We start from the raw sequence: 20,535 nt of genomic DNA, 5'->3' as shown, positions 1-20,535 counted from the left end.
GGATCAAATACTGCGAGGATGATGATCAGGCCAGGCGCGAAGTATCGCATTCACCAGGGTCGCCAGCGGGATGGCGAAGAACACCCCCCAGAACCCCCACAAGCCGCCGAACACCAGGATGGAGACGATGATCGCCACCGGGTGCAGATTGACCACCTCACCGAACAGCAGGGGCACCAGCAGGTTGCCGTCGATGGCCTGGATGACCAGGTAGGCCACGGTCACACCGATGAAATCCGGCCCCCCGCCCCACTGGAACCAGGCCACCAGCAACACCGGTACCGTCACCACCGTGGCCCCGACGTAGGGGACCACCACCGACAGACCCACCAGTACCGCCAGCAGCATGGCGTACTGCAGGCCGAACAGCGAGAAGGTGACGAAGCTGGCGGCCCAGACGATGACGATCTCCCAGAACTTGCCGCGCACGTAGTTGGCAATCTGCCTGTCCACCTCGATCCACACCCGGGTGGCCAGGCTGCGCTCGCCCGGCAGGAAGCGGCTGAACCAGCCGATGATCAGCTCCTTGTCCTTGAGAAAGAAGAACACCAGCATCGGCATCAGCACCAGGTAGACGACGATGGTCAGCAATCCAACCACCGAGGCAACCGACAACGACAGCACCTTCTGGCCGAACACAGCGATCTCGCCGCGCAGGGTGTCGAGGATCCGCTCCACCTGGTCGACAGTGACGATCTCCGGATAACGCTCGGGCAGGGTCATCAGCACCCGCTGGCCCTCGCTGATCATGTTGGGCAATTGCTGCACCAGCTGGGTCACCTGGCGCGACACCACCGGCAACAGGCCGAACAACACGGCCGAGAGAAACACCATGAAGGCAATGAACACCAGCACCACGGCCAGCAGGCGCGGCATGCCACGATCCTCCAGCAACACCACCAGCCCCTCGAGCAGGTAGGCGATCACCGCGCTGGCGAGTACCGGCGCCAGCATGTCCCCCATGGTGAGCACCACCGCGAAACCTACCAGCAACACCACCACCAGAAACACGATCTGGGGATCGGAGAACGTCCGGCGGAACCAGTCGGCGATCAGCTGCATGCCCCCTCCCTGTCAGTCGTCGAGTCCAGCATAACGGCGCCACGCTGCCTGGAACAGCGCCTCCAGCTCGTCGATCACCTCGACTGCAGGTCGCCCCTGCATGACATGGGTGTTCATCAAGGCCGCAGTCTGGTGCAGCAGCTCGTCCTTGTTCAGCATGGGGTAGTTGCGCGACAAGCGTCGCATGGCCGCCACCACCGTTTCTTCTTCGGGACGCGGCAGGCCCAGCGGCTCTGCCGGAGGCACGTCCTGCACGGCCTCAGGGGCCTCCCGCGCCGCCAGGTAACGAGCGAAATCCAGCAGGCTGTCCCGGGCACGGTCATCGAGGCGCCGAAACAGTCTCAGCAGCTCCTGCTGCTGTGGGGACGGGGTCTGCGGAGAGAGCATGCGCAATCCCGTCTCAGACTTCGTCGTCCTGGTGGGCGTGGCAATAGGGCCGGGCGAATTCAAGGAGCTCCTCCATCACGCGTACGCGAAACTTCTGTTTCTGATGCACAAAGGAGAAGGGCCGCTCCAGCGGCGGATCGAGCCGGATGGCCACCAGGGTGCCCAGCCGCAGTTCCTTCTGGATAGTGGCATTGGAGACCACCGAGATGCCCATGCCGGCTTCCACGGCCCCCTTGACCGCCTCGGGACTGCCCAACTCCATGGCGACCTGCATGGCCTGGCGGCATTCGTCGGTCTTGCAGGTGTAGTTGGTGATGACCTCGCGCGTGCCTGAACCCTCCTCGCGACAGATAAAGGGATACTTGAGCAGCTCTTCCATGCTCACCTTCTTGCGCGAGGCGAGCTCGTGATTGGGCGGCACGATGGCGACCAGACAGTCGTCCCGGCACTTGTCCACAACCAGGTTCTTGTTGCCTACCGGGGCCTCGACCACCCCCAGGTCGATGGTGTTGTTCTCCACCATCGACACGATACCCTCGGTGTTCGACACCTTGAGGTGGATGGTCACATCAGGGTACTGGTTGCGGAAATCACCCAGCAGGGCCGGCAACATGTACTCCGCGATGGTGGTACTGGCGCCGATGGTCAGCGAGCCGCTGATCTCGCCAGTCATCTCGCGCACGGCATTTTCCATCTCGGCGTACAGCTCGAAGATGCGATCGGCAAAGCGATACACCACCTCACCGGCCTCGGTCAGACTGATGCGGTTGTGTGTGCGGTCGAACAGGCGCGTATTGAAATACTCTTCCAGCTGGCGCACCTGGAAGGTTACCGCCGGCTGGGTCATGTGCAACGTCTCGGCTGCCTTGGTGAAACTCAACAGGCGCGCCACGGTGTGGAATACCTGCAATCGGCGATCGGCCATGCTGCCTAGCCCCCCGGTTTTTATAATTGGGCAGATAAGTATCCCTTATATTATAACCACATAATGTTGTTGTCGTCGCCTGCGCACGCTCGCCAACCGCCGGATCGCTGTACCGGGACAGGGACTGTTATTCGAGCGGTTTCTCGATTAGCCTTGGCACTATGGCAACCCGTTTGCCCACAACAAGCAACAACATCCACACAACTATCGGAGAGGAACCAACTCATGGCATGCAAACTGCGGCGCGGCGTCCTGGCGGGCGCCATCCTCGGGCTGCTGGGCACCACTGGCGCCCAGGCATCGGGCTTCAATATCCCGGAGATCTCGATCGGCGGCCTGGGGACCGCCAACGCGGTGGTCGCCAATCCCAGGATGCTCGGCGCAGTACCCTACAACCCCTCGCTGGCGGCATTCCATTCCGGTACCACGCTCAGCGGTGGTCTGATGGTGGTCCATGCCGAGTCCGAAGTCACCACCGCGCCTCCCAACACACCGACCACCGCCAGCTTCCAGGGCCGGGACAACGTCTTCATTCCCAACCTGTCCCTCACCCACCAGATCAGTGACGGGATCACCCTGGCATTCAACACCAGCGTGCCGCTGGGCCTGAGTACCCAGTACCCGGTGGGAACATTTCCCCCTTGGCACCAACTCACCCACCAAGAGTCAGGTCGAGGTCGTCGACATCTCTCCCAGCATGGCGTTCAAGGTTGGCTCCTCCACCGCCGTCGCTGTCGGTATCGACTACTACTGGGCACGCAAGATCGCTTTCGATACCGCCTCGTTGCAGAACAAGGGCGACGGTGACGGATGGGGCTGGAACATCAGTGCAAGCCATTTGAACGGCCCCTGGAGCTTCGGTGCCAGCTTCCGTTCTCATGCCGAAGCCGACATCAGTGGCAGTACCACCGCCGGCGGACTGACTTTTGGTGGCACCCGAACCACCCTGGACATCCCTTGGCGTGCTCAAATTGGCGTACGCTACCAGGTAAACCCCGAGTTGGCTGTAGAGGCTGACGTTACCCGTACCGGCTGGAGCAGCTTCGATATCCTGCGCATCTCTCATAACCATCCGGGCGTCCCCATCAATCCCATCGTCAGCGAAAATCACTGGAAAGACGTCAACGCTTACCGGCTGGGAGCCACCTACCAGCTGACCTCCGATACCGAGCTACGCTTCGGGTACAGCTTCGACAAGGGCGCCATGCCCGATGCCTATTTCAGCGCCCGTACCGCAGACGCCGACCGCAACCTGTTCAGCATTGGCATCGGGCGCCAGCTCGGCGATGGCCTGGCCATCGAAGCGGGTTACATGTACGTGAAGTTCAAGGATCGCTCGCTGCGCTCCACGACGCTACCCACTACTGATCCGAACGGCACCCTGGCCTACAACGGCAACTACAAGACCACGGTGCACCTGTTCGGCGCGGGCCTGAGCAAGCGCTTCTGATTCCCTCTCCAGACCTCCCCTGCAAGCAGCAGGCGGGGGAGGCACTCGACCGGAGACTCCATAAAAAAACACCGCCTCGTGGGCGGTGTTCTGTTTTCCGTCTGTACGAAGAGGGTGACTCAGATGTACAGGCAGATGTCCGATTCGCCGGCGAACTCGAAGAAGCGCGCGGCCCCGGCATACTCGATGCCATCGATGAAGTCTTTGGTGTCCATATCGAACAGGTCGACCGTCATCTGGCAGGCGATCAGGCGCACCTCGGCCTCCTGGCAGAGCTCGCGCAGCTCTTCCAGGCTGGCCACGCCCTTGTCGGCCATCTTCTTCTTCATCATGGCGGTCATCACCGCCTCCATGCCCGGCAGTGCGGTCAGGATGGTGGGGAACCACTTGTCCATGCCCATGGGCATGGGCATGCCGGGGTTGCCCAGCGGCGAGACCTTGAGGTCCAGGTCCTTCTTCAGCAGTTGCAGGCCATAGAAGGTGAAGAAGATCTCGGTCTCGTAACCCAGCGCGGCTGCGGTGGAAGCCAGGATGAAAGGCGGATAGGCCCAGTCCAGCGTCCCTTTTGTTGCAATGATGGCAAGCTTCTTTTCTTCCATCGTTTTGCCCTCTTTTCAGGGGGTGAGAGGAAAGGACCGGGATCAGGCCTTCTTGATCAGGAAGACGAACTTGCCGCCCTCTTCACCGGATTCCAGCAGTTCGTTACCGGTCTGCTTGGCAAAGGCCTCGAAGTCCTTCACCGAACCCGGATCGGTTGCAATGATGCGCAACACCTTGCCGGATTCCATGCCCGCCAGCGCCTTCTTGGCGCGCAGGATGGGGAGCGGGCAGTTCAGGCCGGATGCGTCCAGTTCTTCGTCGAAATTCGCCATGTTGCAACCTCCAGGATGCTCAATGTGTTGTACAGGGGGGGGTTAAATTCGGTGGATTCTTATATTCCAACCGTCTTGAAATTGCAAGAAACCAACTCAAAACCCGCCGGCCTGAGCCTGGCGCGGGGCTGCGATCTCGTAGCCCTGGCGCGCCCAGCCGATGATGCCGCCACGCAGGTTGAGGACATTATCCACCCCCTGCTGCAGCAGGAAATTGCAGGCATGGTAGGACCTCGCCCCGCTACGGCAGTAGAGCACGATATCACGGTCGCGCGGCAGATCCTGCAGCTTCAGCGGGATCAGGTGCATGGCCAGGTGTTCAGATCCCGGAATAACGCCCTGCGCCACTTCTGCATCGCTGCGGATATCCAGCAGGACGACGTCGTCTCCGGCCTGCAGGCGTGACGCCAATTCCGTCGCGTCGATTTCTTTGACAAGCATGACTGAACCTCTCGAATGTGTTTCTGGCGAAAAAGCCGATATCGTAATAGTATATTATTATGTCCTCATATAATCAAATGACCGCACCTGCTGCGGTTTTGTTTCACCCCGGGTTTCGGCTACATTGCTCAAATCCGTCAATCCAGGTGCGCCCGCCGCCATGCAACATCTGCCCATATTTTTCGATGTAAATCAACAACCTTGCACCGTCATTGGTGGTGGCGAGATCGCCACCCGCAAGGTCGCCCTGCTGCGACGCGCCGGCGCCCGCGTGCAGGTGGTGGCCCCCGAGCTGTGCCCGGCACTCAGCCGCATGGCCGAGAACGGCGAAATCGAGCACCAGGCCCGACCCTACCAGGAGTCCGACCTGGACGAGGCCGTGCTGGTGATCGCCGCGACAAATGACCTGGCACTCAATCGCCAGATCGCCCGGGCCGCACGTGCACGCCGCATCCCCGTCAACGTGGTGGACAACCCGACCGACGGCAACTTCATCATGCCTTCGATCATAGACCGTTCGCCGGTAGTCGCGGCGGTATCCACGGGCGGGGCCTCGCCGGTGCTGGCACGGCTGATCCGCGCCCGGCTCGAATCGCTGATCCCCGCCGGCTACGGCCGCCTGGCAGAGCTGGCCGCCCGCTTCCGCGACCGGGTCAAGCAGACGATCGCCGATCCCGACGAACGCCGTCGCTTCTGGGACCGCATCCTCCAGGGTGGCGTGGCCGAGCGCGTCTTCTCCGGGCACATGGCAGAGGCCGAGGTGCTGATGGAACGTGAACTGGACGAACGCCAGCCCGAGAACGGCATGGGCGAAGTCTATCTGGTTGGCGGGGGGCCGGGCGATCCCGACCTGCTCACCTTCCGCGCCCTGCGCCTGATGCAGCAGGCCGACGTGGTGGTCTACGACCGCCTGGTAGCCAAGGCGGTGCTGAACATGACCCGGCACGACGCCCGGCGCATCTACGTGGGCAAGGAGCGCGACAACCACGCCATGCGCCAGGAAGAGATCAACCAGCTGCTGGCCTACCTGGCGAAACAGGGACACCGCGTGCTGCGTCTGAAGGGCGGCGACCCCTTCATCTTCGGCCGCGGCGGCGAGGAGATCGACACCCTGGCCGAGCAGGGAGTGCCCTTCCAGGTGGTACCCGGCATCACCGCCGCCTCGGGCTGCGCCAGCTATGCGGGCATCCCGCTCACCCACCGCGACTATGCCCAGTCGGTGACCTTCGTCACCGGGCATCTGAAAGACAACACCATGAACCTCAACTGGGCGCAACTGGCTCAGCCGGCGCAAACGGTGGTGTTCTACATGGGGCTCAAGGGCCTGCCGGTAATCAGCCGCGAACTCCAGGCCCACGGCCTGCCGGGCGACACCCCGGCGGCACTGGTACAGCAAGGCACCACCCACCAGCAGCGGGTGTTCACCAGCACGCTGGCAGAGCTGCCAGTGTTGGCCGAACGCGAGCAACCCAAGCCCCCCACGCTGATCATCGTCGGCGAGGTGGTGCAGCTGCACGAAAAGCTGTCGTGGTTCCGCGCCCCGGAACATTCCGAACAGGGCGCCACCACACCGGTGGAACCGGGCACGGCGCTGTAAGCCGGAGTTCCTTCCGACAGACAAGCAAGCCGCCCCTGTGTGTCGGAGGCCGGTCCCCGGGCCGAACTATCCCCGGGCCGAATTCGCGGCGAGGACGCCGCTCCTACCGCCCCCGGGCTGAACATTCGCGGTGCATGTAGGAGGCCCGTCCCCGGGCCGAACCGTTCCGGATCGAATCTTCGCGGCGGGGACGCCGCTCCTCCCGGGCGTTTCCTTCGGACACCCTGACAGGGTCCACAACCCTGTCAGGGTGTATTCCCATGCCGCCGTCAGCGCTGGCGCCAGTTGCCCTGGCCGTCCTGGAACCACCAGCCGGGCCTCGCTTCCTCGGCCCACACCCGGGCAAAGATCGCGCGGATCTGCGGTTCCCACTCGGGGTGGCCGTTGGCGCGCGCGATCTCGCGGTACAGGGCATTGCGGGCGCGGTTCTCGGCGGCCACCAGCTTCTTCAAGCGGGTGCGCTCGCGCAGCGATACCGCCTTGAGATCGCGAATGGCCACCAGGCCGTTGCGGTCGAAGCCGATGGCCCCGGCCTGGTAGAAGGGCGCCAGTTGCCGCTGGCGTTGCGCCATGCCCTGGCGCAGGCGGCTGATCGCCGGGCTGGAGATGTCGATGTCAGGTTGCGCCGCGGCCTCCGCCGGTGGCACCAGAGCGTCGAGCAGACCCAGCGCCAGGCGCGCCGGCCAGTCCGGCGCCAGCTGCGACTGCGGCTTTTCGGCGGGCGCTGTCTCTTGCTTGTCGCCCTTGCCCAACACGTCGCGCACGATGGTGCGCGCCGCCTCTTCGGCCGCAGCAGCGGGGAAATAGATATTGATGGTGACGCAAGAGGCCAGCAGCAGGGCCAGCACCGGCCAGGTCAGGATCGCTCGCTTGTTCATCTCCTCTCCTTCTTTCCTTCTCTCATCGCATCTGCATGCCTTCGACACGAATCGAACGCAGTCGTGCCACCAGGTCATTCCAGGCCACCTCGCGATTGCGGCCGATGACGTCGATGCGCGGGATGCCCGCGCCCTTCACCAGATAATACCCTCCCTTGCCGGCCGGGATGCCATCGATCCAGGCATGGTCGCCTCGCTGGCGGATGCGCAGCTCGATGCGATCGTAGCCGAAGGTCTTGAACAGGCTCAGGAAGCCCGTGGAGGGCACACCCGAGACCCCGTTGCCCAGCTCGGTCAGGTTCTCCACCGCACGCTGGCTGATACGGTGCGGCCGGTCATCGTCGGGCGAGGTGAAGAACCGCGCCTCGAAGCGGTCCGGCTGCCTGGCCACCAGGCGCAGGTCTTCGATCTCGCCGTCGAGCCGCCCCTGGATGTCGCCGAAGGAAAAGGTGCGGGTGAGTGGCAGCAGGTCGAGGCGGTGAAGGCGCAACCGTCCAGTGAGCACCGGTGCGGCGCTGCCGATCTCGGCCAGCGCCAGGTCGCCGATCACGATGCGCCCGTCGAAAGCCTGGATGACGACGTCGCCACCCACCTTCAGGGTGCCGGCCCGGTAGCGCGCTCGGGGGATCTCGGCGTTCACCCGGCCTTCCATGCGCGGCCACGCCAGGGCCTCGGTGAGTGAGGCCAGCGAGACTTCATGCAGGCGCAGCGAGAAGCCGCCCTCGGCGCCTTCATCGGTCTGCACCCAGGTAGCCTCGGGGATGCGCAGCTTGCCCTCGTGGAAGGGGATCACCAGCGGACGACGCAGGTAGGCCATCCGACCGCTGGTGTTGAACGCCACCTCGGTGGCACCAAAGGCCAGGCGCCCCAGGCGGAAGCCACCCAGCCGCAAGTGACTGTCCGGCGCCACGCCCTCGGCGCGCCAGTGCAACTCGCCATCGAGGCGGTCGATGGCGAACGGTGTCTCGCCGTCGATGCGCAAACCGCTCAGGGTGAGATCCAGCGCCCTCGCCCGTCCCTGATGCCAGTGCAGGTGTGCCTGGCCACTCCCGGCCGCGGTGACTCCCTCGAAGGGGGTATCCAGCACCCAGGGCTGCCCCCAACGCGCATGCAGGGCGGCCAGGTCAGCGCTCTCGGCGGCCAGGTCGGCCCGCAGCAAACCGAAAGGCGCCAGCGCCAGCGTCGCCGCGCCGCTCAGGCGTAGCGCCTGGCCATCGTCCAGCTGCAGTGTGTCCAGCGTCAATCGGCCTGGCCGCCAGCCCCCCCGGGCATCCAGCACCAGAGGTCGTTTGTTCAGATCGAAGAACAAGGAATCACTGTAGAGTTCGCCGCCGTCCAGTGTTAGCGCCAGGCGCCCGCGCCAGCTCGGCTCGGCGCGACGCAAGGCCAGGCTGACCTCGCCGCGCACTCCCTCGGCCGCCTGCTCGCCGGGTGCATCGCTCCAGGCCAGGTCCTCGAAACGCCCTTCGAAGCCCAGCCGGTCCACACCCCCTGCCCCACCCTCGAGGTGTAGCCGACCGCGAATGCGCCCCCCCAGGCCTTCCAGCCCCAGGTTGCCGAGGGCGGCCACCAGCGGCGGCAGGCGGGCCGGGTCGAGCCGGCGCAGGCGCACCCGCAACGACCAGCGACCCTCCACCAGCGCCAGGCGGCCTCCCAGCCGGTCACCACCGAACCGCAGGCCCGAGAACCGCAGCCCCCCCGACCATCACCCTGCCAGTCGATGGTCAACGACAGGCGCTGCGGCCCCCAGGGGCTGTCCCCGATCACGAGCGTCGCCTTCTCGCAACGCAAGTGCGGCCAGGGTCGCTCTACCCGGGGACAGCGCAGTTGCAGGTCGCGCAGCTCGTCCGCCTGTCCGGCCAGGTGCAGGTGGCCAATGTGCAGGGCGAGCGAACGCGTCTCGACGGCGTCCTCGAGGCTCAGGCGCAGATCGCGGGCCTCGAACGCCGGGTGGACGATATCGGCCACGCCGATTACCAGCGAGACCGGCACGCCGGCCAGCGCCACGCTCAGCCAGACCGCGGCCAGCAGTATCGCGGTGACGATCCCCGGGCCTTGTGGCGACCTCCTCTCCATGTCGCCAAGCATAACCGTCCACCCGATTCCCCGTACAATGTCGGGCATGGCCGAACAGATCTTCATCTCCGACCTGCACCTGGCCGAGGAGCGACCCGAAACCCTGGCGCTGTTCGAGCGTTTCCTGCACGAGCGCCCCCGGCCCGGGGACCGCCTGTACATCCTGGGCGACCTGTTCGATGCCTGGATCGGCGACGACGACGACGCCCCGCTGGCCTGCCGGGTGCGCGAGGCACTGGCCGCGACCAGCGCACGCGGGGTGCAGCTGCTGATGCAGCGCGGCAACCGTGACTTCCTGATGGGCCGGCGGCTGATGCAGGCCATCGGCGCCACCCTGCTGCCCGACCCCTTTCTCACCGAAGTGGCGGGCGAACCCACCCTGTTGATGCACGGCGACCTGCTGTGCACCGACGATGTCGCCTACCAGAAGGCACGGCGCCGCCTGCGCAACCCGCTGTTCCAGTGGCTGGCCATGCGCCGTTCGCTGGCCTGGCGACGTGCCCGCGCCGCCGAATACCGGCGGCGCAGCGGCGAGGTCACGGCCATGACCCCGGCGGACATCATGGACGCCAACGCGGACACGGTGCTCAACTACCTGCATCGCCACCATGCCACCCGGCTGATCCACGGCCATACCCACCGCCCGGCAGTCCACGAACACCGCCTGCCCGACGGACGCATCGCCTACCGCCATGTCCTCGACGAATGGCACGCCGACCACGCCGCCGCCTGGGTGGCCGACGAGGTGTCACTCCGGCGCGAGGAGATCCGCTGAAGAATGGAGGATGGGCACACCGCACTGTGCCCATCCGACGCGGCACCAGGGTTGACAGGGGTAATGCACCACAGGGCACATTCGGCCCGAGGACGGGCTTCCTACAGCACCTGTGGGAGCGGCGTCCCCGCCGCGAATGTTCGGCCCGGGGACAGGCCTCCTACCCGTGGGAGCGGCGTCCCCGCCACGAACCTTCGCCCCGGGTCGAGCCCTGCACAGGATGGGCAGGCCGTCAGGAGTATGCCCATCGATATCCTGTGCCTCAGAGCCGCGCCAGGGAGAAGGCCAGCACCTGGTCGATGTCGTCCAGGCCGAGCTGGCACATCAGCAGCCGGTCGATGCCCAGCGCCACGCCGGCGCAGTCCGGCAGGCCGTGCTCCAGCGCCGCCAGCAGGGCATCGTCCACCGGCATGGGGTCCTGGCCCGTGCTGCGCCGCCGGCAGTTCTCCTGTTCGAAGCGTTGCGCCTGTTCAGCCGCGTCGTTCAGCTCGTGAAAGCCGTTCGCCAGTTCCATACCCTGCCAGTACAGCTCGAAGCGCGCCGCCGTACGGCCGTCGGGTGCAAGGCGCGCCAGCGAGGCCTGGCTGGCCGGATAATCGGTGACGAAAGTCAGACCGTCACGCCCCAGCAAGGGCTCGATCAAGGTGCTCATCAGCAGGTCGAGCCACCCGTCACGGTCCAGCACCAGCCCCTCGGCACCGAGCACATCGTGCGCCAGGGCGCAGTTGCGCAGGTTTTCCGTATCGGCCTCCAGTGGGTCGATACCGAGATGGGTACGGGACAGCGCGGCATAGGACCAGTGTTCCGCCGGCAGGTCCTGGTCCAGCGCCACGCGCACCAGCGCCGCCACCTCGTCCATCAGGGCGGTGTCATCGAATCCCGGCCGGTACCATTCCAGCAGGGTGAACTCGGGGTTGTGCCGAGGCCCGGCCTCGCCGTTGCGAAAGGCCTTGCCCAGTTGCCAGATCGGTCCACTGCCGGCGGCCAGCAGACGTTTCATGAAGAACTCGGGCGAGGATTGCAGGTAGAGATCCAGCCCCCGGGCATGCCCGGGGCCGGTGAAGCGGCTGCGCAGGGGCTCGATGGCCGGATCGGTACCGAAGGAGATGCCCGCCAGCGGGGTCTCGACCTCGAGCACCCCGCGGGCGGCGAAGAAGGCACGGATGCGCGCCAGCAGGCGGGCGCGGGCGCGCAGCGTCTCGAGCGAGGCGCCGGGACGCCAGTCGTCCACGTGACGGCGCCGGTCCATGAAGCGGATCAGTCGTCCTTGGCGCGGCTGACGTATTCGCCAGAGCGGGTATCGACCTTGATCTTCTCGCCGGTCTGCACGAACAGCGGCACCCGCACCACGGCACCGGTCTCCAGCGTGGCCGGCTTGCCGCCGCCACCCGAGGTGTCGCCCTTGAGTCCGGGATCGGTCTCGGTGATCTCGAGCACCACAAAGTTCGGCGCCTCGACGACGATCGGCTGGCCGTTCCACAGGGTGACGTTGCACACGTCCTGCTCCTTGATCCACTTGACCGCCTCGCCCATGGCGTTGGCATCGGCCTGGTACTGCTCGTAGGTCTCGTTGTCCATGAAGTACCAGAACTCGCCGTCGGTGTAGAGATAGGCCAGGTCGCGCTCCATGACATCGGCGGCCTCGACCGACTCACCCGACTTGAAGGTCTTCTCGAGCACCCGACCGGTCTTCAGGTTGCGCAGCTTGACGCGGTTGAAGGCCTGGCCCTTGCCGGGCTTGACGAATTCGTTTTCGATGATGACGCAAGGGTCGCCATCGAGCATCAGCTTGAGACCACTGCGGAATTCATTGGTATTGTAGCTAGCCATGACATCCTCGACACAAAGGCACGATAAGCCGGTAATGATAACCTCTGCCCCCGCCCCGTCCCAGCCCGAGGACTGGCAGCGTGAGCTGGCACGCGCCGTTTCCGACCCGGCCGAGCTGCTGCGCCTGCTCGAACTACCCGACTCCCTGCTGGCCGGCGCACAGCGGGCCGCTGCCACCTTTCCGCTGCGCGTCACCCGGCACTACCTGGGACTGATCCGACGTGGCGATCCGGGCGATCCACTGCTGCGCCAGGTGCTGCCGCTCGACGAGGAACGGCACCCGGCACCCGGCTTTGTCACGGACCCGGTAGGCGACAGTGCCGCCGCGCTGGGCGACGGCCTCATCCACAAGTACCATGGCCGTGCCCTGCTGGTGGTCACCGGCGCCTGCGCCATCCACTGTCGCTACTGCTTCCGCCGCCACTACCCCTATGCAGAAGACAGCGCGCTCCGTGACCCGGCGGCCGTGCTGGCACGCCTGCGGAAGATGCCGGAGATCCGCGAGGTCATCCTCAGCGGCGGCGACCCGCTGAGCCTGTCCGATGGACGCCTGCAGGTCTTGCTCGACGGGCTCGAAGAACTGCCACAGCTGCGACGCCTGCGCATCCACAGCCGCCTGCCCCTGGTGCTGCCGGAACGGCTCACCGGGCGCCTGGTCTCGCGCCTGGCCGCCAGTCGTCTTGGAGTCAGCCTGGTGCTGCACGCCAATCATCCGCGCGAACTTGCTCCCGCATTGCGTCCCGGCCTGCGTGCACTGCGCGAGGCCGGGGTGACCCTGCTCAATCAGTCGGTCCTGTTGCGTGGGGTCAACGACGAGGCGGCCACCCTGGCCGAACTCAGTGAGGCCCTGTTCGACCACGGAGTCCTGCCCTATTACCTGCACCTGCTCGATCCGGTCGCCGGCAGCGCACATTTCGCCGTTTCCAGCGACGAAGCCGGTGCGCTGCATCGGCAATTGTGCGCGCAGCTTCCGGGTTACCTGCTGCCCCGGTTGGTGCGCGAGGTGCCCGGGGAGCCCAGCAAACGCCCCATGGAGGCCCCGTAGGCTGCTAGACTTGGAAACAGTGCCCTGAACCGGGAGCGGCGTCGTTGTGCCCGCTCGGCAGGGCTGGCCTGAGCCCAGGGAAGGGACGCCACGCCTGGAGAGATCGACAGGCGGCCCCGCCGAGCGGAGGAAGCGAAACACGATGGACAACGAAACACTGACAAGGACCGACGAACGGACTGGCACCGCCAGCACCCTGGGGCTGGTCGTGCCGGAACAGTCGCCTGCCCCCGAGAACAGCATGCTGCTCGAGCCCAGGGACACGGCCGAATGGATTGCTTCCCTGCCCCTGGCCAACATCGGCGAGACCTCGCGCCAGGTCTATACCACGCTCCTGGATTTCAACCGCTACGAGATCCCGGACCTGGTACGTGCCAAAGTGGTGGAGTTGTTCCGCCCGACGGTGGACTATGTCTGCCACAACCTGCGGCGACACTACATCGACGTGGGCTTTCCTTTGTCGAAGAAGGCCTGGAAGACGGTGGTGCTGGCGCGCGAACTGAACAACGAACTGGCCACATCGTACAAGATCATCGTGGAGCGGATGCTCTCGGGGGCAACCGAACGCTTCGATCGCAAACTGCTGGTGATCGCCCTGCACCGCACCCTGCACTATCTGGGCCGGGTCTATCTCCAGGCCTGCCTGGCCTACACCCGGCCACCCGCACAGCTGTGGAAGCAGGTCAACGCGGTATATGCCTTCTCCCGCCAGAACCATATCCATCGCATCCCGGTGAAAATGAAGATGGAGGATATCGAGGAGGTCTCCACCATAGAGGAACGCTACAAGGCCTTGCTGCTGTTTGCCGCCACGGTGCCTTCGCGGCTGCGCCAGTCTCACCTGGAAATCACCTTCCAGAAGACGCTCGAATGGTCTGGCCAGACGCATTTCCTGGGAATGGACGACGACATACCAGCCAACGGCGCCTTGAACGTGAGCCTGACGTCCGACGAGGGGCCGATACACAACGCCCTGCGCATGCCCATCGCCAGTCGCCATGTCGCCATACTCGACGTACGCCCCCTGATCCAGCGACTGCACGCGGAATACGAGGAGGCCCCGCTCGACGGATCGGGTGACATACGTCCTGGAAAACCACTCATCTCGCGAGCCCTGCTGCGACAACTGATCCGTAGCTGGCACGCCCCGGCAGAACGCCAGTTCGTGCGCACCCGGCTGCATTTCTCGCTCCACGTGCTGACCGGCTTCCGTTCGATTCATGCTGCCCTCTCGCCCAGCCCCCTGCCTCCCAGTCCCAGCGAGGAACTGCCTTCAACCTTCAACAGCAGTCCAAACATCAACATTCCGGCCCTGACCAGTGCACACCAGATCGATCCACTGGGCGCCATCGACGATAGTCAGCTCTCTCTGGCCCCAACCAGTCTCGACCTGCAATCGGGAACTTCTCTGGTCAACGAAAACAGCTCCTTTCTGCTCAACGGCAACCCCCTGGCCGACAAGCCCGGAACACCCGCCGAGTGGCAGGAAAGCCGCATGATCGATCCGCTCGATCCCAAGGGAATGGAGGTGACCACGCTCAACGAGAGTGCTGGCGGGTACTGCATACAGTGGCTCGCCAAGGACCATCCGCCCAAGGTCAAGGTCGGCCAGTTGCTGGGCGTGGGCAGCAAGGACAACCCCCTGGACTACAGCCTGGCGGTCATTCGCTGGATGCACAGCATCAGCCAGGAACGACTGGAACTCGGCATGGAAGTGATTTCCACCCATGTTCGGGCCACCCATGCACGCCCGTTAAACTCTGGCAAGAGCAGCAGAAAGGCGCTGGAAAAGATCCCCTGCTTCATCCTGGATTTCCATCATCCGCCGCGTGGGAACGAAGAGCCCAGTCTGGTGTTCAACAGCACTTCCTACCCGACAGGAAGCCAGTTCGTTCTGGAGGATTTGCCCGGCGACAGGCAGGTCATCCGCCTGACCCGTCTGATCGATTTCAGCAGCGCCTTCGCACGTCTCGGCTTCGAGTTGGTCGCAAGTGGGGAAGACTCGGAAGGGCAATCCTCGAAACCGTATAATGAATTCGACAGTCTATGGAATTCGTTGTAGCGGCATCAGGCGCCCAATGATTCTCGGCCGCGACGACAGAAACAAGCAACGCTCATGGTAGCCATCCCCGATTCGGTTTTCCAAAGCCTGGACAATGGCGATTCGCCACTCGAGCTACTGATGATCGGCAGTTCGGCCGAGGACGCCAGCCGCTGTGCCAATGCCCTGCGCAACAGCGGCCAACCGGTGCGCATGGAAAGCACCGAGACCCGCGAAGGCCTGCTGCGCCTGCTCGAGACGGAACCCGCGGACCTGGTGACCATCAACGCCGACTCGGCAACCTTGCCACCTGACATCGCCATCGAGATGATCCGCGAGGAAAACCCCGCGGCGTCCATCATCCTGCTGAGCGAGAACCCGCCTGCCTGGGCAGAATATGCCCGCGAGAACGGCGTGCGGGACCTGCTGCACTCCATATCCATCGGTCGTCTTGTCTTCGCCATCCAGCGCGAATACCACACCCTGCTGCTGCGGCAGGAGTTGGCACACACGCGGCATCGGCTCGCCAATGCCGAACTGCGTTTCCAGAAACTGCTCAAGAGCTCACGGGACGCTATCGCCTACATCCACCAGGGGCTGCACATCCAGAGCAACGCGGTCTACCGGGAACTCTTCGGCCTGTCGGCAGAAGACATGGAAAGCATCACCATGATGGACCTGGTAGCTCCCGAAGACCGGAACACCTTCAAACGGCTGCTCCGGCAAGCCGGGGAAAAGGAGGTGCGCAAGAAGCTGCGCTGCCGCCACAGGGACGGCGGCGAGTTCGAGGCCGATATCGAGCTGCATCCCCTGGAGGTCAACGACGAACCCTGCCTCCAGGTGCTGATACGCACCGACTCTACCAACGGTGAACTGCAAGCGCGCATCCGCCAGCTCATCGACCGTGACCCGCATACCCAGCTGTTCAACCGCCATGCCTTCGTGGGCGCCCTGGAGCGCATCCAGACAACCGGCGGTTTCCGCGACAACGCCATGCTGATGGAGATCAGCATCGACAACTTTGCCGAACTGTGCGATCGCGAAGGCATCGACAAGGGGGACCGGCTGCTGAAGAAGACTGCCGAGATATTGCGGTCCCATTTCAGCGACGACCTGCTCTCACGCTTTGGCGATCACGAATTCCTGGTCCTCACCCACTCCAGGAAGTCTCCCGACGAGGTGGCCGAACGCTGCCTCGACACGCTGCACCAGGGTTCGATACAGGAAGCCTGCGAGCTGGCGGAACCGCCGGAGTTCAGCCTTGGAGCCATCACCTCGAGCCAGGCAAGTAACCTCAGCGCCCTGGAACTCATCCGCCGTTGCCGGCGCGCTGCACGCTATGCTCGCACGGAACGGGACCCGGCCAGCGAACCGATCAGCGTGTTCAACGATATCGACCTGGAGGAACCGGTTGTTCCCGAAGTCGACACCGAGATCGTCGGCCTGATCGACGGTGCTTTGGAACACGATGGATTCCGGCTGCTCTACCAGCCCATCGTGAGCCTGGAAGGTGATACACGAGAAAACTACTCGGTCTTCGTGCGGCTGATCGACGAAAACGACGTCGAACGCGAACCCGCCTGGTTCTATCAGCACGCCAATCGCAGCGAGCGCCTGAGCGAGATCGATCGCTGGGTTATCCGCCGTGCCATCAGCGAGCTCTCCCGCCACCGCAGCATCGGACGCAAGATCAATTTCCACATCACCCTGTCCCATGACGGCGCACTGGACGATTCCATGCTGCTCTGGGTGTGTGATTGCCTGCGCGAATTCAAGGCCAAGGGAGCCTGGCTGTATTTCCAGTTCGATCTGGAGTTGTTGCAGCAACGCCCACCCGGACTGATGCGCCTGATCGAAGGCCTGAAGAAAATCAACTGCCAGATCAGCTGCAATGGCATAAAGGACGGTTTCACCAACTACGATCTGCTACAGCACTATCACGTGGAACTCGTCCGCCTCTCGCCGGAATTGACCAGGGACCTGCCCTCGGATGTCAAGCGCCAGGAGCGCCTCGCCGAGCTCAACGCCGGGCTTCAACAGGCGGGCATGAAGACAGCTGCCACGGGCATCGAGGATGCCAATACCCTGGCCACGCTCTGGAGCATGAACATCAACTACATCCAGGGATATTTCCTGCAGGAACCCGCCCCGCAGATCGACGTCGTCGGCAACGAGTGAACCCTCGGGGCCGGCAGCACCAAGGACCTGTCACCAGGGCATGAAGGCATTCATGATCCGCATCGGCCGTCCCAGATCGCGGTTCATGCGATACATGTGAAGGTTCATTCCCTGCGCGGCGGCATTCAGTGCGCCGGTGGTGCGTGTCATGTCGCGCATCGACTGATCCATGGAATGGATGTTGGCCAGCATGGGCTCGAGCGTGCTCACCTTGTGATCGATGGAATCCAGGCTCACCGTCATGGCACGCACATTGGTGGTGAGCTGCCCCATGTTCTTGGCGACCACCTGCATGTTGCCCGCAAGGGTGGTCATGTTGCGATCGACACTGATGGCCAGGTAATGCACATCACGTTGCAGGTTGTAGATCAGGTAGAAACCGTAGAGCGCCAGAACGATGAAGGCGAACAGGGAGGGGTAGATGATCAACTCCCAGCGCCGCGCGCTGGACTCGAACACCTCGGAGAGGCGCGCGTACTCATCTTCGTGCGAGATCGCCTTGGGGGCTTCGCTCTCCTGTTCACTCATGTGTCGCTATCCGGCTGAAAATCAGAATAAAAAATAACACAGACAATCGTGAATCACACTAACACCGGTAAAGGCAAGGCTCTCCTCGTCTCCGGGGGAGACTGGGCCTGATCAGGGATTAAAGTAAAGAGGCTCCAACCAGAAGACGTGAAGCGCGATCTCCCACCGAAATGCGCCATTCCTGTCCGGTGTGGAAACACGGCCTCACTGTGCGCTCAATTCGCGTGCACGCGGGTCGCTCGCCTTCTCCAGCCATTCGACGATCCGCGCCAGCTGCTTGCGATCTCCCTCGGCACGCAGACGCACACCCGCCTCGTAATAGGCATCCAGCGCATCGCGGGTGCGTCCCATGGACTGGTACAGGTTGCCCAGCTCGCCAAAGCCGTTGACGTCATCGGGCCGCATCTGCAGGTAACGCAGGTACAGCACCTCGGCCTTCTGCGGCTGGCCGTCCCAGAAGGCGTTCCGCGCACGCTTGAGCAAGGCATCTGCCGGCAGGCGGTTCTCGTCCTCACCGAAGGGTCGCAACCGCGGCGGCCTCGCCCGTCGCTTCCGACCCTTCCCCTGACGGGGCCACGTCCCTGCCCGGCGGATTCGCCTCGGTGGCCAGGGAGGGTTTGTTCACGGCCCCCACCGACGTTGCCGACGCACTCCCGGGGACTTGCGTCTCCTGTCACCGCCTGTTCGGACAACCCGAACAAGGGCCCGCGAAACAGCACAGCCACGAGCAGAAAGGCGAGAAACCCGATCGCGACCAGGTGACAGGCCAGCCAGTTGAGCCATTGCCCAAACCCGCGCCACATGGCTCAGCCCAGCAAATCCGGATACAGGGCTGCGGCCAGGGCGTTCCACTCCGCAGCCCCCTTGCCGCGTGGTTGCTGCTCGAACACCGCCAGCCCCTCGCTGAACGAGCGCCGATAGACGGTGCGCTGTGCCAGCCGCGGCTTCAGGTAACGAATCCCCGGCAGACTGATCAGCGCCGCGGCCGCCTCGTCGGACTCGCGAATGGCATGGTGGGTATCGGCGCGATTGATGAAACCCAGCACCTCGATGTCGCGATCGCCCGCATTGGCGGCCACGAAACGAAGAAAACGCTGGGTGGACCAGATATCCGCCTGGCTGGGCGGTACCGGGACCAGGATGCGGTCGGCCACTGCAATGGCCTGCTTGAGATTGTCCATGGATGCGGTGCCGACATCGATCAACACCTGTTCATACTCTCCCAACGCCTCGGGGGACTTCAGGACATCGGCCTTCAGCCGGGGAGCCGTCGGGTGATAGTCCTCCTCTGCCCGCACCATCAACACATCCGAAAGCGTCGCTTGGGGATCGGCATCGACCACCGCCACCTCGCTGTCCGCCAGCTTCAGCCAAATGGCCAGGTTGAACGTGACCGTGCTCTTGCCCGACCCGCCCTTCAGACTGCCAATCATGGTGATCACCGACGACTCCTCGATCGTTTCAGCTACCACACCAGAAACAGTCACCACCCCAGGGGGTGCCGGCCAGCGGCATCCAACCCGGCAGGAAACCGCCCCAGGAGGACCGCCGGCTGCCGACCCCGAGCCTGCGATAGACAGGGCCTGGCCAGCGGCGGGTGAAATACGGATCGGACCAGCCGTTGCCGGCCGGCATCACCCCCCAGGGCGTCAATGTCAGAGCCGGCCCGGGCGGGGGATAGGGTCCCGGCCAGAAGGACATGGGATACGGCTGTCCCAGCGCCCCGCGGAACGGAACGCCCGGATAGGGAGGCGGATAATAGCCCAGCGGCGGGTAAGCATAAGGCGCACGCGGTACCGGGCCGGTCATGGGGAAAGCCGGACGCGGCGGCGGCAAGGGGCGATAACGCGGTGGCGGCGGGGGCGCGGGCCGATAGCCTCGCGCCCAGGCGGCACCTGGCGGCATCCAGGCATGGGCCGGACGCGGCGCGATCAGCGGGGGACTCACGGGCCGCCACGCATACTGGCGCGCAAAGGCCGGAACCACCGGCGGTGGCGGTGCGGGCGGGATGCCCATGTTCACGAAGGGCTGTCCCGGATAAGGCGTCATCGGCCGGGATGGCTGCCAGGCGGCGGCGGGCACCGGCCGGAACCGCGGCTGCACGGGCGGCGGTGGCGGCAGCGGGGCGACAGGGGCTTGCGGCGGTGCCGGCGGTTGCGCTGCGTCGGGCCGCCACTGCGTCGTTTCGGCGGCCAGCGTCACCTGCATGGAGACCAGACTCACCAGGCAGGGCAGAAACAGCTTCCTGATGCATTCGACTTTCATTCTCTACCTCTCGTTGCCGCCCCGGCCTACCGGTAAGGCCAGTAGGGCGAGACCAGGGGCGGTACATGGGGCCACGGCGCGTGGGGCGCCAGCGGCGGGGGCACATAGGGGGTTACGGTACCATAAGGTGCCCCCCAAAAGGGCAAGGGAATTGGCGGAAAGGGCGCCACGACCGGCCACCCCCA

At 64.5% G+C, this 20,535-nt stretch carries 21 protein-coding genes; 7 read left to right on the top strand and 14 right to left on the bottom strand.

The window, feature by feature from the left end; translation table 11 throughout:
• Positions 1-3: 3 nt before the first annotated feature.
• The 3 genes from EBS_RS04595 to EBS_RS04585 are packed head-to-tail and all read right to left on the bottom strand — an operon-like array spanning position 4 to position 2,374.
• A complete protein-coding gene (locus tag EBS_RS04595; RefSeq protein ID WP_043107578.1) occupies positions 4-1,062 on the bottom strand; it encodes an AI-2E family transporter in 1,059 nt (352 codons plus the stop codon).
• Between the two features lie 12 nt (positions 1,063-1,074).
• Positions 1,075-1,449 (bottom strand): hypothetical protein, encoded by a 375-nt coding sequence (locus EBS_RS04590; RefSeq protein ID WP_043107577.1) that lies wholly within the window; start codon positions 1,447-1,449, stop codon positions 1,075-1,077.
• A gap of 13 nt (positions 1,450-1,462) precedes the next feature.
• Entirely contained in the window at positions 1,463-2,374 is a 912-nt protein-coding gene (locus EBS_RS04585) for a LysR family transcriptional regulator (RefSeq protein WP_043107576.1), read from the bottom strand.
• A 225-nt stretch (positions 2,375-2,599) separates the two neighbouring features.
• Between EBS_RS04585 and EBS_RS13500 the strand changes: the two genes are divergently transcribed.
• Together EBS_RS13500 and EBS_RS04580 are read left to right on the top strand one after the other, a co-directional pair.
• Positions 2,600-3,181 carry an outer membrane protein transport protein gene (locus tag EBS_RS13500; protein ID WP_171816183.1) on the top strand — a complete coding sequence of 194 codons (582 nt, stop codon included), beginning with the start codon at positions 2,600-2,602 and terminating at the stop codon, positions 3,179-3,181.
• The gene (locus tag EBS_RS04580; protein ID WP_043107575.1) at positions 3,072-3,824 is read left to right on the top strand and encodes an OmpP1/FadL family transporter; all 753 of its coding nucleotides are present in this window, start codon (positions 3,072-3,074) and stop codon (positions 3,822-3,824) included. Before EBS_RS13500 ends, EBS_RS04580 begins: the two co-directional genes overlap by 110 nt.
• Before the next feature lie 119 nt (positions 3,825-3,943).
• Here EBS_RS04580 and dsrE2 read toward each other — a convergent pair whose 3' ends face one another.
• From dsrE2 to EBS_RS04565, 3 genes are all read right to left on the bottom strand, one after another.
• On the bottom strand, positions 3,944-4,423 hold the full coding sequence (gene dsrE2, locus EBS_RS04575; protein ID WP_043107574.1) for a sulfur carrier protein DsrE2: 480 nt from the start codon (positions 4,421-4,423) through the stop codon (positions 3,944-3,946).
• Between the two features lie 42 nt (positions 4,424-4,465).
• Positions 4,466-4,696, bottom strand: coding sequence for a sulfurtransferase TusA family protein (locus EBS_RS04570; protein ID WP_043107573.1), 231 nt, complete (start codon positions 4,694-4,696; stop codon positions 4,466-4,468).
• Between the two features lie 96 nt (positions 4,697-4,792).
• Positions 4,793-5,137 (bottom strand): rhodanese-like domain-containing protein, encoded by a 345-nt coding sequence (locus EBS_RS04565; RefSeq protein ID WP_043107572.1) that lies wholly within the window; start codon positions 5,135-5,137, stop codon positions 4,793-4,795.
• 160 nt (positions 5,138-5,297) lie between these two features.
• Here EBS_RS04565 and cysG point away from each other — a divergent pair, with 160 nt between their 5' ends.
• The gene (gene cysG / locus EBS_RS04560; protein ID WP_043107571.1) at positions 5,298-6,734 is read left to right on the top strand and encodes a siroheme synthase CysG; all 1,437 of its coding nucleotides are present in this window, start codon (positions 5,298-5,300) and stop codon (positions 6,732-6,734) included.
• A gap of 269 nt (positions 6,735-7,003) precedes the next feature.
• Here the strand turns inward: cysG and EBS_RS04555 are convergent, their stop codons facing one another.
• A complete protein-coding gene (locus tag EBS_RS04555; RefSeq protein WP_052199301.1) occupies positions 7,004-7,612 on the bottom strand; it encodes a YdbL family protein in 609 nt (202 codons plus the stop codon).
• 22 nt (positions 7,613-7,634) lie between these two features.
• Positions 7,635-9,248: a translocation/assembly module TamB domain-containing protein gene (locus EBS_RS04550; RefSeq protein ID WP_043107570.1), complete on the bottom strand. Its 1,614-nt coding sequence runs from the start codon at positions 9,246-9,248 to the stop codon at positions 7,635-7,637.
• 486 nt (positions 9,249-9,734) lie between these two features.
• Between EBS_RS04550 and EBS_RS04545 the strand changes: the two genes are divergently transcribed.
• Positions 9,735-10,463, top strand: coding sequence for a UDP-2,3-diacylglucosamine diphosphatase (locus EBS_RS04545; protein ID WP_043109236.1), 729 nt, complete (start codon positions 9,735-9,737; stop codon positions 10,461-10,463).
• A 262-nt stretch (positions 10,464-10,725) separates the two neighbouring features.
• Here the strand turns inward: EBS_RS04545 and epmA are convergent, their stop codons facing one another.
• Positions 10,726-11,712: an EF-P lysine aminoacylase EpmA gene (gene epmA / locus EBS_RS04540; protein ID WP_043107569.1), complete on the bottom strand. Its 987-nt coding sequence runs from the start codon at positions 11,710-11,712 to the stop codon at positions 10,726-10,728.
• Between the two features lie 8 nt (positions 11,713-11,720).
• On the bottom strand, positions 11,721-12,293 hold the full coding sequence (gene efp / locus EBS_RS04535) for an elongation factor P (protein ID WP_043107568.1): 573 nt from the start codon (positions 12,291-12,293) through the stop codon (positions 11,721-11,723).
• Positions 12,294-12,327: 34 nt separating this feature from the next.
• Between efp and epmB the strand changes: the two genes are divergently transcribed.
• From epmB to EBS_RS04520, 3 genes are all read left to right on the top strand, one after another.
• On the top strand, positions 12,328-13,338 hold the full coding sequence (gene epmB, locus EBS_RS04530) for an EF-P beta-lysylation protein EpmB (protein WP_081999816.1): 1,011 nt from the start codon (positions 12,328-12,330) through the stop codon (positions 13,336-13,338).
• A 142-nt stretch (positions 13,339-13,480) separates the two neighbouring features.
• Positions 13,481-15,400 carry a hypothetical protein gene (locus EBS_RS04525; RefSeq protein WP_043107566.1) on the top strand — a complete coding sequence of 640 codons (1,920 nt, stop codon included), beginning with the start codon at positions 13,481-13,483 and terminating at the stop codon, positions 15,398-15,400.
• A gap of 120 nt (positions 15,401-15,520) precedes the next feature.
• A complete protein-coding gene (locus EBS_RS04520; protein ID WP_171816182.1) occupies positions 15,521-17,557 on the top strand; it encodes an EAL domain-containing response regulator in 2,037 nt (678 codons plus the stop codon).
• A 30-nt stretch (positions 17,558-17,587) separates the two neighbouring features.
• Here the strand turns inward: EBS_RS04520 and EBS_RS04515 are convergent, their stop codons facing one another.
• The 4 genes from EBS_RS04515 to EBS_RS13925 form a co-directional block, all read right to left on the bottom strand.
• On the bottom strand, positions 17,588-18,085 hold the full coding sequence (locus EBS_RS04515; protein WP_043107564.1) for a DUF948 domain-containing protein: 498 nt from the start codon (positions 18,083-18,085) through the stop codon (positions 17,588-17,590).
• Positions 18,086-18,289: 204 nt separating this feature from the next.
• A complete protein-coding gene (locus EBS_RS04510; protein WP_043107563.1) occupies positions 18,290-18,613 on the bottom strand; it encodes a hypothetical protein in 324 nt (107 codons plus the stop codon).
• 278 nt (positions 18,614-18,891) lie between these two features.
• Positions 18,892-19,527: a nucleotide-binding protein gene (locus tag EBS_RS04505; RefSeq protein ID WP_043107562.1), complete on the bottom strand. Its 636-nt coding sequence runs from the start codon at positions 19,525-19,527 to the stop codon at positions 18,892-18,894.
• A gap of 19 nt (positions 19,528-19,546) precedes the next feature.
• Positions 19,547-20,350 carry a hypothetical protein gene (locus EBS_RS13925; protein ID WP_043107561.1) on the bottom strand — a complete coding sequence of 268 codons (804 nt, stop codon included), beginning with the start codon at positions 20,348-20,350 and terminating at the stop codon, positions 19,547-19,549.
• Between the last annotated feature and the right edge of the window lie 185 nt (positions 20,351-20,535).

The organism is endosymbiont of unidentified scaly snail isolate Monju, from assembly GCF_000801295.1.
Classification (GTDB): domain Bacteria; phylum Pseudomonadota; class Gammaproteobacteria; order Chromatiales; family Chromatiaceae; genus MONJU.
The sequence above is the reverse complement of the archived record's forward strand: the minus strand, read 5'-3'. Positions and strand labels throughout refer to the sequence as shown.